At 63.0% G+C, this 13,834-nt stretch carries 12 protein-coding genes and 1 pseudogene; 6 read left to right on the top strand and 7 right to left on the bottom strand.

Features of this window, described 5'->3' with window-relative positions; genetic code table 11:
• Positions 1 to 88: 88 nt before the first annotated feature.
• From CGK93_RS08735 to CGK93_RS08725, 3 genes and pseudogenes are all read left to right on the top strand, one after another.
• The gene (locus tag CGK93_RS08735; RefSeq protein WP_089597316.1) at positions 89 to 877 is read left to right on the top strand and encodes an alpha/beta hydrolase; all 789 of its coding nucleotides are present in this window, start codon (positions 89 to 91) and stop codon (positions 875 to 877) included.
• The gene (locus tag CGK93_RS08730; protein WP_089594485.1) at positions 874 to 1,677 is read left to right on the top strand and encodes an alpha/beta hydrolase; all 804 of its coding nucleotides are present in this window, start codon (positions 874 to 876) and stop codon (positions 1,675 to 1,677) included. The genes CGK93_RS08735 and CGK93_RS08730 overlap by 4 nt, the downstream gene beginning before the upstream one ends.
• Positions 1,664 to 2,208, top strand: a pseudogene (locus CGK93_RS08725) (hypothetical protein). Before CGK93_RS08730 ends, CGK93_RS08725 begins: the two are co-directional and overlap by 14 nt.
• Before the next feature lie 29 nt (positions 2,209 to 2,237).
• Here CGK93_RS08725 and CGK93_RS08720 read toward each other — a convergent pair.
• Positions 2,238 to 3,296, bottom strand: coding sequence for an ROK family protein (locus tag CGK93_RS08720; protein ID WP_089594484.1), 1,059 nt, complete (start codon positions 3,294 to 3,296; stop codon positions 2,238 to 2,240).
• 186 nt (positions 3,297 to 3,482) lie between these two features.
• Here CGK93_RS08720 and CGK93_RS08715 point away from each other — a divergent pair, with 186 nt between their 5' ends.
• Positions 3,483 to 5,294 (top strand): AMP-dependent synthetase/ligase, encoded by a 1,812-nt coding sequence (locus tag CGK93_RS08715; RefSeq protein ID WP_089594483.1) that lies wholly within the window; start codon positions 3,483 to 3,485, stop codon positions 5,292 to 5,294.
• Positions 5,295 to 5,358: 64 nt separating this feature from the next.
• Here CGK93_RS08715 and CGK93_RS08710 read toward each other — a convergent pair whose 3' ends face one another.
• Positions 5,359 to 8,754, bottom strand: coding sequence for a pyruvate carboxylase (locus CGK93_RS08710; RefSeq protein ID WP_089594482.1), 3,396 nt, complete (start codon positions 8,752 to 8,754; stop codon positions 5,359 to 5,361).
• 302 nt (positions 8,755 to 9,056) lie between these two features.
• Between CGK93_RS08710 and CGK93_RS08705 the strand changes: the two genes are divergently transcribed.
• Positions 9,057 to 9,866 (top strand): ParA family protein, encoded by an 810-nt coding sequence (locus tag CGK93_RS08705; RefSeq protein WP_089594481.1) that lies wholly within the window; start codon positions 9,057 to 9,059, stop codon positions 9,864 to 9,866.
• Positions 9,867 to 10,001: 135 nt separating this feature from the next.
• Here CGK93_RS08705 and CGK93_RS08700 read toward each other — a convergent pair whose 3' ends face one another.
• From CGK93_RS08700 to gcvH, 5 genes are all read right to left on the bottom strand, one after another.
• Complete coding sequence (locus CGK93_RS08700) at positions 10,002 to 10,595, bottom strand: MerR family transcriptional regulator (RefSeq protein WP_089594480.1); 594 nt, start codon at positions 10,593 to 10,595, stop codon at positions 10,002 to 10,004.
• 235 nt (positions 10,596 to 10,830) lie between these two features.
• Positions 10,831 to 11,334 carry a bifunctional nuclease family protein gene (locus CGK93_RS08695; protein ID WP_026548570.1) on the bottom strand — a complete coding sequence of 168 codons (504 nt, stop codon included), beginning with the start codon at positions 11,332 to 11,334 and terminating at the stop codon, positions 10,831 to 10,833.
• Positions 11,334 to 12,050, bottom strand: a complete 717-nt coding sequence (ftsR, locus tag CGK93_RS08690) for a transcriptional regulator FtsR (protein WP_089597314.1) — start codon at positions 12,048 to 12,050, stop codon at positions 11,334 to 11,336. Before ftsR ends, CGK93_RS08695 begins: the two co-directional genes overlap by 1 nt.
• A gap of 20 nt (positions 12,051 to 12,070) precedes the next feature.
• A complete protein-coding gene (locus tag CGK93_RS08685) occupies positions 12,071 to 12,547 on the bottom strand; it encodes an FHA domain-containing protein (RefSeq protein ID WP_089594479.1) in 477 nt (158 codons plus the stop codon).
• 138 nt (positions 12,548 to 12,685) lie between these two features.
• Entirely contained in the window at positions 12,686 to 13,072 is a 387-nt protein-coding gene (gene gcvH, locus CGK93_RS08680; protein ID WP_089594478.1) for a glycine cleavage system protein GcvH, read from the bottom strand.
• Positions 13,073 to 13,189: 117 nt separating this feature from the next.
• Here gcvH and CGK93_RS08675 point away from each other — a divergent pair, with 117 nt between their 5' ends.
• Positions 13,190 to 13,771: a hypothetical protein gene (locus CGK93_RS08675; protein ID WP_089594477.1), complete on the top strand. Its 582-nt coding sequence runs from the start codon at positions 13,190 to 13,192 to the stop codon at positions 13,769 to 13,771.
• The last annotated feature ends 63 nt before the right edge of the window (positions 13,772 to 13,834 follow it).

Raw genomic sequence — 13,834 nt, 5'->3', positions numbered from 1 at the left:
GGATGGCATGCTTCCGGCAACCCGGCCGGCACTCAACTGCAACCCTACTCCAGTGAGAAATGTCCGGAACAGTGACACGATGGGACACATGACGGAACGCCTCACACCTGCAGCGCCGCTTGCCTTCCACCATGCCGGGCACGGATCCAATGCCAGGACCGGAGTGGCCATCTGCCACGGATTCACCGGCAGTCCACTCAGCGTCCTCCCGTGGGCGGAGTATCTGGCCGCTCAAGGATTCGCCGTTTCAGTACCACTGCTGCCCGGTCACGGAACCACTTGGCAGGACCTGGCAACAACGCGGTGGCAGGACTGGTACCGGACTTTTGAACAGAGTTACCTGGACTTGGCGGGGCAGACCGAAAAGTGCTTCGTGGCGGGATTGTCGATGGGCGGCGCCGTGGCACTGCGTGTAGCTTCCCTGCATGACGTTCCCGGGCTGGTCCTGGTCAATCCGGGCTTGAGCTTCTATGACCGTCGAGTGAGGTACGTAGCTGCCCTCAAATACGTCATGCCCACCACCACACCCATGGTCGAAGACAAACCCGCTCCGGTCTCCACCCAGGATGGCGACTACTCCAAGACGCCCTTGAAGTCAGTCCATGAACTGAAGAAGCTCTTTCGGGCGGCCACTCTCGGACTGCCCAAAGTGCAGGCTCCGGCGTTGGTCTTCAAGTCGTCAGTGGACGAGGTGGTCCCGCCGAGTTCCGTAGCCGCCATTGAGCGCCACATCGCGTCCTCCCGGTTGAAAGTGGTGACCCTTCCGCACAGCGGCCATGTGGCCACACTGGATGTTGATGCGCCCACCATTTTCGAACAATCAGCCAGGTTTTTCCGTCAGCACGCCGGGGACAGAGTAGCCTCAGAGTCATCATGAACATGCTTCCGGATTTCTCGCCGTTCCTCAGCAGTTGGAACGGGATAGGCCCCCGCGTGGGTGTCGTCATGTCCCACGGTTTTACCGGCAGCCCACACAGCGTCAGGCCTTGGGCCGAGCACCTGGCCGCAGCCGGGTATGCTGTCAGGCTGCCCTTGTTGCCCGGTCACGGCACCACGTGGCAGGACATGGCAACGCGTTCCTGGCAGGAATGGCACCGCGCAGTGGATGACGCCTACCTTGAGCTGGCCGCCGAGTGCGATTACGTCTTCAGCACCGGCCTGTCCATGGGTGGCACCCTGGCGCTGCGCATCGCGGCGACGCGTCCTGTGGCAGGAACCGTGGTGGTCAATCCCGGCCTGGTCCTCGATGATCCACGGGCAGTCATTGTCGCTGCGCTCAAATACGTGGTGAAGACAACGCCGGCCATTGCCAACGACATCCTCAAACCGGACCAGAACGAAGGCGCCTACGCCCGCACACCTGTTGCCGCAGCGCACCAGTTGAAGAAGATGTACAAGGACACGGCAGCGATCCTGCCCCGCATCCACTCCCCCGTCCGGGTCTACAAGTCCACTGTGGACAACGTCATCTCAGAGGCGAGCCTGGATTTCCTTCGCGCCAGGGTCAACGCACCGGTGGACGTCAGATACCTCAGCAACAGCTACCACGTGGCTACTCTCGACAACGATGCCCCGGAGATCTTCGCGGGTACCGTGGACTTCATTCAACAAACCGTAGCGACCCTGGCCGGACACGGGCCCTCCCCCGAAAAGGACACAGCCCATGAACAGGCCTGATGCCAACTCTGCCGATCAGAGCGCCAACAAGGACGACGACGCCGTATGGCTGGACTTGGTGGCCCGGTTGGAGGGGACAGGAACCTCCGAAGCCGGGGACCCGCCGTCGGCCGGTCCCCTGAACCCGGCTCCCGGCGACGCCGGGGGCCACAGCGTGAATCCAGCAAGGCCTTCAGGGATTTTGATCCCTTGGGATTGTCCACGCCGCCCGCTGAGGCGGCCGCGGTTCCCGAGCCTTCCGAAGGTGCCGGCCGCCCCTTGGGGCCACGTGACTTCGAGGTCGAGGACGACGATGACGCCTTCGTTCCCGAGGAGCCTCCGAGTCTTGCGGGCACGGAGCCGTTGACAATGCTGGCGTGGGTTGGCGCAGTGGGGGGACCCATCGCGCTGCTCTTCACCGCAATGTTCTGGCGGTCCGCTCCCCTTGTTGCGATCTTGGGAATTGTTGCCGCTTTTGTAGCGTCGGTGGTCTTCCTCATCATGCGGCTTCCACAGGAAAAGAATGAGGACGACGACGGCGCCCGCATCTAGGTGCCGACGCCCCCTTTGCGGCGAACAGCTTAGCTGTGGGCGCGTCCGCTGACACGTGAAAGGTCCGCGGCGCCGATCATGCCGGCACGTGGACCGAGGGCCGCGAGCGCAATCCCCGCCATGGGCCGGAATCCCCTGCCGGTGAGGTTCTTCGCGAACGACTCCCGGGCCGGTCCGGCCAGCAATTCCCCGGCATCGCAGAGTCCCCCGCCGATCACGAACATTCCGGGGTCAAGGGCAGCGGCCAGGTTGGCCAATCCCAGTCCCAGCCATTCGCCTTGGTCTGCAAGGAGTTCGCGGGATGTCGCGTCACCTTCCAGTGCCAACGCCGTGACCGCTGCCCCTGTGAGGTTGTCTGCCGTTCCGCCGGCCTTTTCCAAAAGAGCCCGGCCTTCCGGTGAGTTGGTCCGGACAAGTTGGCGGGCCTCGCGCCCCAAGGCGTTGCCGGAGGCGTACTGCTCCCAGCACCCGCGGTTCCCGCATTCGCAGCGGTGTCCGCCGGGAAAGATGATCTGGTGCCCGAATTCGCCGGCCACGCCGTAACGTCCACGTTCCACCCGGCCATCCATGACCATGGCCCCGCCAATGCCCGTGCCCAGCGTCACGCACACCAGCCGGTTCTCTCCCTGGCCGGCGCCGAAGCGCCATTCAGCCCAGGCGGCGGCATCGGCGTCGTTCGTCAGGAGGACCGGACGCCGCAGCAGCTTCTGCAGGCTGGCCCGGAGGGGCTCATTGCGCCAGGCAAGGTGCGGGCTGAACAGCACCGTCCCGCCGTCGAGATCCATCCATCCCGCTGCGCCGATTCCGACGGAGGCCACTCGGTGCTCGGCGCTGAGTTCGTCCACCAGCTCCACGATGGTCTGTTCCACTGCCCGGGGGTCGGCACCGGGGGTGGACCTGCGGGCTTCGGCGAGGACCCGCCCTTCCGCATCCACCACGCCGGCGGCAACTTTGGTGCCGCCGATGTCTATTCCAATGGCCAGGCCGCGACGGCCCAGATGACTGCGGCGGGCAGCCCACGGTACGTCCTTCCATGCTGAGGCCGGTGGTTTGGGTCTGGCACGAAAAGTGGACCGTAGTGCGGGCATCCCATCATCATATTCCGCTGGACTGCGGGCCCCTGCATCGGCGGGTCGGAGGGGCCCCGAGTTGCTTGAAATGACGGCACATCCGTAAAGTTACTCGCCAGTAGGTGAAATAGGACACACCTCCGCGAGCGGGCATACTAGAGTGAAAGCAGCCCCTCGTGGCCCGTGGATATCAAAGGAGCTACCGTGCGTGAAATCAGTGTTCCTCCCCTCGTCAATATCGCCCCGGAAACCAACATCACGGACTTCGTGATCCGGGAAGCCGGAAAGGCGTCAAACCCAGCGTTGTTCTCCAAGCTGGACAGCAATGGGCAGTGGCAGGACATCCGGGCCAAGGACTTCCTCGCTGATGTCAGAGCCCTGGCAAAGGGCCTGATTGCCAGCGGCGTAGCCACCGGCGACCGGGTGGGCATCATGTCCCGGACCCGGTACGAATGGTCCTTGGTGGACTTCGCCATCTGGTTCGCCGGTGCAGTCTCGGTCCCGATCTATGAAACGTCATCTCCCTCCCAGGTGGCCTGGAACCTGGGTGACTCAGGTGCGGTGGCAGCCTTCGGCGAAGCAGCACACCACGAGGACGTCATACGCCAGGCAGTGGCAGCGGAAGACATCAGCTCGGTGGCCCACGTCTGGCAGCTTGAGGGTGCAGGGCTGGATGCCCTGCGGGCAGCCGGTGCAGGCGTGCCCGACGACGAACTCGAGTCCCGCCGCTCCTCCGCAGGCCTGGCCGATCTCGCCACCATCATCTACACCTCCGGCACCACCGGCAGGCCCAAGGGCTGCGAATTGACCCACGGCAACTTTGTGGAGCTCTCCGAGAATGCCCGCGCGTCCCTTCCCGAGATCATCAATGAGTCGGGAAAGACCATCATGTTCCTGCCCTTGGCCCACGTCTTTGCACGCTTCATCTCCGTGCTTGCCGTGGCGGGCGGCGTCCAGGTAGCCCACACCCCGGACATCAAGAACTTGCTGGCCGACCTCCAAAGCTTCCAACCGACGTTCATCCTTGCTGTTCCCCGCGTCTTCGAGAAGGTGTACAACTCGGCATTGACCAAGGCCGAAGACGGCGGCAAGGGCGCCATCTTCCACCGCGCCGTGGACACTGCGATCGCCTACTCCAAGGCCCGCGAGGCAGGTTCCCTGGGCCTCGGCCTGAAGATCAAGCACGCAGTGTTCGACAAACTGGTTTACGGCAAGCTCCGCGCGGCCATGGGTGGGCAGGTGGCCCACGCTGTCTCCGGCGGCGGCCCTCTGGGTGAACGCCTTGGCCACTTCTTCCAAGGGATCGGCCTGCAGATCCTGGAAGGTTACGGACTCACAGAAACAACCGCGCCCATCTCCGTCAATACGCCTTCCATGATCAGGATTGGCACCGTTGGCGCCCCCTTGCCCGGAAACTCCGTCAAGATTGCCGACGACGGCGAAATCCTCGCCAAGGGAGTCTGCGTCATGCGCGGCTACTACAAGCGCGAAGACCTCACGGAAGAGACCTTCGCCGACGGTTGGTTCCGAACCGGCGATATTGGCGAGTTGGACAGTAACGGATTCCTCAAGATCACTGGCCGCAAGAAGGAAATCATCGTCACGGCCGGCGGCAAGAACGTGGTTCCCGCGTTGCTCGAGGACCAGATCCGCGCTGATGCACTGGTCTCCCAGGTTTTGGTGGTGGGAGACAACCGCCCGTTCATCGGCGCTTTGGTCACCCTCGATGAGGAAGCCCTTCCCGGCTGGTTGGAACGTCACGGGCTGCCGTCCAGCACGTCGCTGTCCGAGGCCGCGGACCACGCAGTCGTGAAAGCTGCGGTCCAGGAACTCATCAGCAAGGCCAACCAGTCGGTGTCCCAGGCTGAGGCCATCAAGTCTTTCCGGATTGTCCCGGCGGACTTCACTGAGGCCTCAGGCCACCTCACCCCGTCCCTCAAGGTCAAGCGGGCACAGGTCATGAAGGACTTCAACGCCGTAATCGAGGAAATGTACTCAGCTCCACGCGTTTCCTAGAAGACCACGACAAAAAGTACCCCGTCCGGACGTTTCCGGACGGGGTACTTTTATGGGCGGATTGCTAGCCGATCACCAGCAGCAAGTCGCCGCCCTGGACCTGCTCCACCGAGGAAATGGCCAAGCGTGAGACGGTGCCGGCTACCGGCGTCGTGATGGATGCTTCCATCTTCATGGCCTCAATGGTGGCCACCGTATCGCCTGCGTTGACTACGTCGCCCGCCTTGACCGTGACCGTCACGGCACCTGCGAACGGGGCTGCAATCTGGCCTGGCTGGGCAGCATCGGCCTTCTCTGCTGCCTTGACGTTGCTGACCACCGAACGGTCACGGACAACCACCGGGCGGGACTGGCCGTTGAGCGTGCACATCACCGTGCGCATGCCCTTCTCATCGGCTTCGGACACCGCTTCAAGCTGGGCAATAAGGCGAACGCCCTTTTCCAGCTCGATCACATGCTCTGAGCCTTGCTGGAAACCGTAGAGGTAGTCACGGGTGTCCAGCACGGAGATGTTGCCGTAGGTCTCCACACTCTTCAGGTAGTCCTTGGTGGGACCCGCGAAGAGCAAACGGTTGAGCGTGTGCTGGCGCGTCTTGGAATCAGCCTTGAGCGCAGCGCTGTCTTCGGCGCTGATATCCACATCGCGGACCTTGACGCTGCGGCCCTGCAGTGCCTTGGTACGGAACGGCTCGGGCCAGCCTCCAGGAGGATCTCCGAGTTCGCCGGACAGGAAGCCGATCACGGAGTCCGGGATGTCGTAGTTCTGCGGGTTCTCGTTGAAGTCCGCCGGATCAGCGTTCAAGCCAACCAGGTGCAGGGCGAGGTCACCCACCACCTTGGAGGAAGGCGTCACCTTGACCAGCCGGCCCAGGATGCGGTCGGCAGCGGTGTACATGTCCTCAATGGCTTCGAACTGCTCCCCCAGCCCCAGGGCTATAGCCTGCTGGCGAAGGTTGGACAGCTGGCCGCCCGGGATTTCGTGCTGGTAGACACGGCCTGTGGGGCCCGGCAGACCCGACTCGAAGGGCGCGTAGACGCGGCGGACAGCTTCCCAGTAGGGCTCCATGGCGCCGACGTTGGTCAGGCTGAGGCCGGTGTCCCGCGGGGTGTTGGCCAAGGCTGCCACCAAGGCCGAAGCCGCAGGCTGGCTGGTGGTCCCGGCAAGGGAGGCAGCAGCGACGTCAACAGCGTCCACGCCGGCTTCGACGGCAGCCAGCAGGGTCGCAAGCTGCCCACCGGCGGTGTCGTGCGTGTGGAGATGCACCGGCAGGTCGAAGCGCTCGCGCAACGCCGTCACCAGTTTTGTGGCGGCCGCCGGACGCAACAGGCCTGCCATGTCCTTAATGGCGAGGATGTGCGCACCGGCGTCGACGATCTTCTGGGCGAGGTCCAGATAGTAGTCAAGGGTGTACAGGTCCTCGTTGGGGTCAAGGAGGTTGCCCGTATAGCAAAGTGCCACTTCTGCGACGGCGGTTCCGGTGGCCCGCACGGCCCGGATGGCCGGTGCCATCTGGTTGACATCGTTGAGGGCATCGAAGATGCGGAAGATATCGATGCCGGTGGCTGCTGCTTCGTTAACGAAAGCCTCAGTCACTTCCTCAGGGTACGGCGTGTAGCCAACAGTGTTGCGTCCGCGGAGGAGCATCTGGAGGCAGGTGTTGGGAAGTGCCTGGCGCAGTGCGGCCAGACGGTCCCAGGGGTCCTCGCCGAGGAAACGCAGGGCAACATCGTACGTGGCACCGCCCCAGGCTTCCACGGAAAGGAGTTCCGGCATCAGGGCCGTCACCGCGGGACCGGCCGCGACGAGGTCACGGGTGCGGACGCGGGTGGCCAGGAGCGACTGGTGGGCGTCACGGAAGGTGGTGTCCGTGACAGCCAGGGCCTGCTGCTCGCGAAGGGCCTTGGCGAAGCCCTCGGGCCCGAGTTCCATCAGCTTCTGGCGCGAACCTGAGGTGGGAACCGGTCCCTCGATCGCCGGCAGCTTGTTGGCCGGGTCTGAGTGGACCGTCAGCTCGCCGTTCGGCTTGTTCACAGTCACCTCAGCCAACCAGGTGAGCAGCTTGGTGCCACGGTCGGCGGAGATGTGCGACTTCAGCAGTTCCGGGCGCTTGTCGATGAAGTCCGTGGCCACGTTGCCGGCGTTGAAGTCCGGATCCGCAAGGACAGCCTGGAGGAACGGGATATTGGTGGACACGCCGCGGATACGGAACTCTGCGAGGCCACGGCGGGCACGGGCCACTGCTGCAGGGTAGTCCCGGCCCCGGCAGGTCAGCTTGACCAGCATGGAGTCAAAGTGCGGGCTGATCTCGGCACCCGAGTAAACGGTGCCGCCGTCGAGCCTGACTCCGGCACCGCCGGCAGAGCGGTAACCCGTGATCTTTCCGACGTCCGGCCGGAAGCCGTTGGCCGGGTCTTCGGTGGTGATGCGGCACTGCAGCGCGGCGCCCTTGATGGAAACGGACTCCTGGCTCAATCCAAGGTCCGCCAGGGTCTCACCCGAAGCGATGCGCATCTGCGCCTGTACGAGGTCCACATCCGTGATTTCCTCGGTGACCGTGTGCTCCACCTGGATGCGGGGGTTCATCTCGATGAACACGTGCTGGCCGGCGCGCTCACCCTCGGTGTCCACGAGGAACTCCACCGTTCCCGCGTTGACATAGTTGAGGGCCTTCGCGAAAGCCACGGCATCGCGGTAGAGCGCCTGGCGGATGTTCTCATCCAGGTTTGGCGCCGGAGCGATTTCCACCACCTTCTGGTGGCGGCGCTGCAATGAACAGTCACGTTCGAAGAGGTGCATGACATTGCCCTCGGCGTCAGCCAGGATCTGCACTTCGATGTGCCGGGGACGCAGAACAGCCTGCTCAAGGAACATAGTGGGATCGCCGAACGCAGCGTCAGCCTCGCGCATGGCGGACTGCAAGGCCTCAGGGAGGGCTTCGCGCGTCTCAACGCGGCGCATTCCTCGTCCGCCACCGCCGGCAACAGCCTTGGCGAAGATGGGGAACCCAATCTCGTCTGCGGCCGCGATGAGCTCGTCAAGGTCCTTGGAAGGCTGGCTGGACTTCAAGACGGGTACACCGGCCTTGCGGGCCGCTTCCAAGGCTGCAACCTTGTTGCCGGCGAGTTCCAGCACCTCCGCGGGCGGGCCCACGAAAGTGATTCCCGCTGCTTTCGCAGCACGGGCGAGGTCCGGGTTCTCCGAGAGGAAGCCATAGCCGGGGTAGATGGCGTCTGCGCCGGCTTCCTTGGCGACGCGGACAACCTCCTCCACGTCAAGGTAGGCGCGGACAGGGTGGCCCACCTCGCCGATCAGGTAAGCTTCGTCGGCCTTCTGCCGGTGGATCGAGTTGCGGTCCTCGTGCGGAAAGACGGCTACGGTCTTGGCGCCCAGTTCATAACCAGCGCGAAACGCCCTGATCGCGATTTCGCCGCGATTGGCCACCAGAATTTTCGAAAACATACTTCTCCTGCATCATTGCGGGTGGATCGGTCGGTGGTCACAGTGTGTAGTGCCGCCAGCATCAAACACAAATCTTTGTGGCAACCATCACAAAGGAATCGTCATGTGGGCTGTATATGCGTGCGCGCGATCCGATGGCGTGCTATTGCCTGCTTCGTCTCCCGCGGCCGGGCGCGTAGAAAGCGGGAATCGGCCGCCATGCACCATATGATGTTGAGGGGGCTTCGGCAAGCCCCGGCTCCGGCGCTTCCGGAGCCGAATCAGCGCGATACGGCAACCGGCGTTAGGTTTTAGGTTTTCAAGTGCAAGTAGTCAGCATCAGCAGCCTCAAAGGTGGAGTGGGAAAGACGTCCGTGACCACTGGTCTGGCGTCCGCGGCCCTTGCCGCCGGCATTCCTACCCTGGTAGTGGATCTCGATCCCCACGCCGACGCCACCACGGCACTGGGTGTCCAGCCGGGCGGGCAATTGGATATCGGCCGGATGCTCAAAAGCCCCCGGAAGGCCCGGCTCCAGGAAAACGTGGCGGGCAGCAGCTGGGTCTCCAACGGATCCAGCGACGGCACCCTGGATGTCGCAGTAGGTTCGGCGTTCACTGGAATCTACGACCGCCCGGACCTGGGACGGCGCGACCTCCGCAGACTCTCAGCAGTACTGGCCGGCACCACAGCTTACGAACTCGTGCTGGTGGACTGCCCACCGTCCCTCAACGGCTTGACGCGCATGGCGTGGAGCGCCAGTGACCGGGTGGTCCTTGTGGCTGAGCCCGGGCTGTTTTCCGTGGCCGGTACTGAACGCACCATGCGTGCCATTCAACTCTTCCGGCAGGAGTTCGCTCCCCATCTGGCTCCGGCCGGCATCGTTGCCAACCGGGTACGTACAGGCTCCGCCGAGCACACCTTCCGCCTGGCTGAGATGGAGTCCATGTTCGGTGACTTGCTGCTGACTCCCCACATTCCGGAACAGGCGAATTGGCAGCAGATCCAGGGTGCCGCCCACTCTGTGCACCACTGGCCCGGAGATTCGGCCAAGAACTCCGCCAAGCTGTTCGACGCGCTTCTGGAGAGCCTCCTGGCGGGACAGCCATCCTTGCGGGACCGCCGCCAGCGCTAAGTGATGCAGCGTGGCTGAAAACAACCTCGGACCCGCAGAGTTTCCGCCTATGGAAAGAGCCTCCTCCCTGACGGGAAGAGGCTCTTTCTCTTTAAGCTTTGCTGCGGTTTGAGCTTTGCTGCGGTGTGCCGGTGTTCAGCTGATGCGGCGGGCCACGCGGCGCTTGCTCAGTTCGTCGTCGGGAAAGGACTGCTCCACGGCGTGCTCACTCGGAAGCGCGGCCAGGCTTCCCTCTACTTCCCGCCATACGCGTCCAACGGCGATGCCGAAGACGCCCTGTCCGCCTTGGACAAGGTCAATGACTTCGTCCGCAGAGGTACATTCATAGACACTCGCGCCGTCGCTCATCAGGGTAATCTGCGCAAGGTCCTCAACACCCCGCTCGCGGAGGTGCTCCACGGCGGTTCGGATCTGCTGCAGGGAAACACCTGTATCAAGGAGTCGCTTGACCACTTTGAGAACCAGGATGTCGCGGAACCCATAGAGCCGCTGCGATCCTGATCCGGCCGCGCCGCGCACAGCCGGCTCCACCAGGCCCGTACGGGCCCAGTAATCGAGTTGGCGGTACGTGATGCCTGCGGCTTTGCATGCGGTGGGACCGCGGTAGCCCGCGTCCTCGTCCAGCACAGGAAGGTCCTCTGTGAAGAGCAACCCTTGGGCGCCGGATGCGGGCGCAGCAATGCCGGTCGAGGCCTGCTTCAGCTCGCCTGCTTCGCCTTTCGGACTCACGTGACCTCCTTGTTCTCAGTTCCCTTGGGGACGGTGCATTCTCTGGCACAACACTGAAATGCAGCAGTGTAATTCCCACAAGTCCGCACCTTCCAGTGTGACTTGCGCAGGCAGTGTATGCAACGGGAACTTGATATCTTCGACGTTAGGCCCGTCGGGGGCCGAGGTCAAAGACCTTGGCCCCAATTTCCAGTCGTGTCGAAACTTTCACCCTCAACTTTAGGCTTAGGGTGTCTCAGCCTTCGAAGTCTTCTGGTTCCACGTCGTCCAGGAACTCCCGAAAGCGGCGCATTTCCCGTTCTTCGTCCACACTGGGATCCGGTTCGGAGTCTTCACCTTCGTCGTGTTCCGTGATCCGAACACCGGCTTCTTCCATCACGGCATCAGCGCACCAAATTCGACATTTGGCCCGGAGCGCCAGCGCCAGCGCGTCCGAAGCCCTGGAACTGACCACAGTGCCGTCGTCGAACTGCAGTTGCCCGTAAAAGATGTTGTCCTCAACAGCAACGATGTTGACGCTGATGATGGAGTGCCCCAGGGATTCAACAACGTCCACCAGGAGGTCGTGCGTCATGGGCCGGGGCGGAACCACTCCCTGCTGGGCCAAAGCGATGGCGCTGGCCTCCGGGGTGCCGATCCAGATAGGCACATGCCGTTCGCCATTGAGTTCGCGAAGAAGCACCAAGGGCTGGTTGGACGGCAATTCTATGCGGACGCCTACGATTTCGACTTCGATCATCAGCTGTCCATCCGGGAGATGCGATCATGGACGAGCGCCCTGTGAAGGGTGAGGCAGAGCTCACTGATCTCACGGGCAGCTTCTGCTGCGCGGGCTTGGGACGCGGCGTCGCGGCGGGACGTCAGAGGCGCTACGGCCCGTTCCACCAAGCCGAACTCACGGTCTGCCGCAGCCTGGAAAGGACGAAGGTGCCGCGGTTCGAGGCCGTGCCCTTCCAACTGCACGCAGGCCCGTGCCACTTGGAGGGCGTGTTCATCGAAGCGACCGCCGACGTGGCTGATGAGCCCAAAGCTCAACAGTGATTCCAGCAACGGCACGCTCGCTCCCGACTCAGAGCGCAACTGCTCCTCGGTCAGCGCCCGCGCCCTTCCTTGCCTCTCGGCAGCCATTCCGGCCGAGACGGCCTGGGGCGCCACCGTCACGCCGGGTGGCAGATTCTCCGGGCGCTCTCCGCGATCGATGGCGTCCAGGTAATCTTTGATGACTTTCAGCGGAAGGTACTGATCGCGCTGCAGTGCCAGGACGAACCGGAGGCGCTCGACGTCACTGTCCGCATACTGTCTGTAGCCTGCAGCGGTCCGCTGGGGATTGATGAGTCCCTTTTCCTCCAGGAAACGGATCTTCGACGCAGTCATTCCAGGGAAGTCGTCACTCAACTGGGCGAGGACTTCCCCAATGTTCAGGACCTGCGGTCCGCGGCGGTCCGGCTGGGCGATAGCCACAGGCAGGTACCCCGTCAGACTTGGCCTGCTGCGCGGACAGGGCTCAGGTAGTAGGTCAACCGGAACTTGCCGATCTGTACCTCGTTGCCACTCTTCAGGTGCACGCGGTCAACGCGGTCGTGGTTGACATATGTACCGTTGAGGCTGCCCATGTCCACCAGTTCGAAGCCTGACGCCGTGCGAAGGAACTGGACGTGCTTGCGGGACACCGTGACGTCATCCAGGAAGATGTCCGCGTCCGGGTGCCGGCCCGCAGTGGTGGTGTCCGCATCCAAAAGGAACCGCGCTCCGGCGTTGGGCCCGCTGTGGGCAATGAGCAAAGCCGAGTTGGGCGGAAGTGCTTCCACGGATGCGCGCTCTTCAGGGGCCAACTTGGGGGCGATGCTTGGCTCGTCCCACGTTGGCGTGATGCTGATGGAGGTGGTCTCCGACGTAGGCTGTTCCTCCGCGCCGTTCCCGACATTGGCTTGATTCTGTTCGCCGCCAACCATGGAATTTCCTCCTCATCTGCCGGCAGTTCAAAAACCTGCCAGCCACTTCCGCATCCCGGTACCGCCGGGCAAATCGGTTGCTGGCCCGCCGTCGCGCTTTTCCCGCTAAGGAAATTCAGCCTGGCGGGCCAGATAACTTTAGCCTACCTGTTGTTCGTACTCTGATGCACTGAGCAGGGAATCCACTGCATCTGCTTCTGCGAGCTTGACCTCAATGAGCCACCCTTCACCGTATGGATCCGAGTTAATCAGTGCAGGATCGGTGTCCAACGCGTCATTGCGATTAATGACCTCGCCGCTCACCGGGGCATAGATGTCGCTGACGCTCTTGGTGGACTCAACTTCCCCCACCACCTCATTGCCGGTGACCTTTGTCCCGGGCTCAGGCATCTGGGCGTAGACGACGTCACCCAGGGCATCCTGCGCAAAGTCGGTTATACCAATCCGCACAACGCCTTCGGCATCGGGAGCGGTAACCCATTCGTGCTCCGCGGTATAGGAAAGATCTTCTGGAATATTGCTCACGGGTGGCCTTTCATCGGGACAATGACGAACCTCGACGGCGGCCCGCACTGGTGGCCACCGCTGAAAGTATAGGCACATTTCCCCTGCGCCCAAGGGGGTCTCTGCCATGATTGACCCATGACTGAACAAGCACAAGTGCCAGCTCGGAAAAAGCGCAATTGGGGCGTCAAAATAATCCTGATACTGGTGGCATTGCTTGCCGCAGTGGCCGCCTACTTTATCCTGGGGGCCATTCTCCCCCGCTGGTGGTCCGATGTCATTGCCGGTCAGATCAAGCGGGATCTCGGAGCCAGTGTCCTGGTGGGCATGTTCTACGGTTTTGTTTTCACCTTCATTCCCCTCCTTGTGGCCTGGCAAGCCACCCGCAAGGCAGTCGCCTGGCCGTGGAAGATCGCCATTCTCCTGGTAGCAGTTGCCATCGCCACCCCGAACCTCCTGACGGCCGGCATTGCCTTTGGAACCACGGAATCAGCCCACGCAGGCCAGCGGACGTTGAGCGTGGACGCCGGCTTCTTTACAACCTGGACTGCCGTTTCTGCCATTGCAGCAGTGGTGGTCTTCATCGCCGTCACAGTCCTGTGGGCTCTTTGGCGGCGGCGGGGCAAACAAATGAAGGCGCTGAAGCAGGCGGAGAACCAGCGCGTCAAGGCGGCGAAAACCGCAGCAGCGGAGACGCAGGGACCCGCGCCAAGCGCCTAGGTCACCCACAGAACACGAAGCCCGCCACGGAACAATCCGTGGCGGGCTTCTTTTGGCGTCGGC

Origin of the sequence: Arthrobacter sp. YN (genome assembly GCF_002224285.1) — a bacterium.
Classification (GTDB): Bacteria; Actinomycetota; Actinomycetes; order Actinomycetales; family Micrococcaceae; genus Arthrobacter.
Note: the sequence above shows the minus strand (reverse complement) of the source record. Positions and strands in the feature narration are given on the sequence as shown.

What these genes read in the sequence shown, in the direction of transcription:
- CGK93_RS08735 (WP_089597316.1), top strand. Translation starts at nt 89, where the DNA reads ATGACGGAACGCCTCACACCTGCAGCGCCGCTTGCCTTCCACCATGCC.
- CGK93_RS08730 (WP_089594485.1), top strand. Translation starts at nt 874, where the DNA reads ATGAACATGCTTCCGGATTTCTCGCCGTTCCTCAGCAGTTGGAACGGG.
- CGK93_RS08720 (WP_089594484.1), bottom strand. Translation starts at nt 3,296, where the DNA reads ATGCCCGCACTACGGTCCACTTTTCGTGCCAGACCCAAACCACCGGCC.
- CGK93_RS08710 (WP_089594482.1), bottom strand. Translation starts at nt 8,754, where the DNA reads ATGTTTTCGAAAATTCTGGTGGCCAATCGCGGCGAAATCGCGATCAGG.
- CGK93_RS08695 (WP_026548570.1), bottom strand. Translation starts at nt 11,334, where the DNA reads ATGATCGAAGTCGAAATCGTAGGCGTCCGCATAGAATTGCCGTCCAAC.
- CGK93_RS08685 (WP_089594479.1), bottom strand. Translation starts at nt 12,547, where the DNA reads ATGGTTGGCGGCGAACAGAATCAAGCCAATGTCGGGAACGGCGCGGAG.
- CGK93_RS08675 (WP_089594477.1), top strand. Translation starts at nt 13,190, where the DNA reads ATGACTGAACAAGCACAAGTGCCAGCTCGGAAAAAGCGCAATTGGGGC.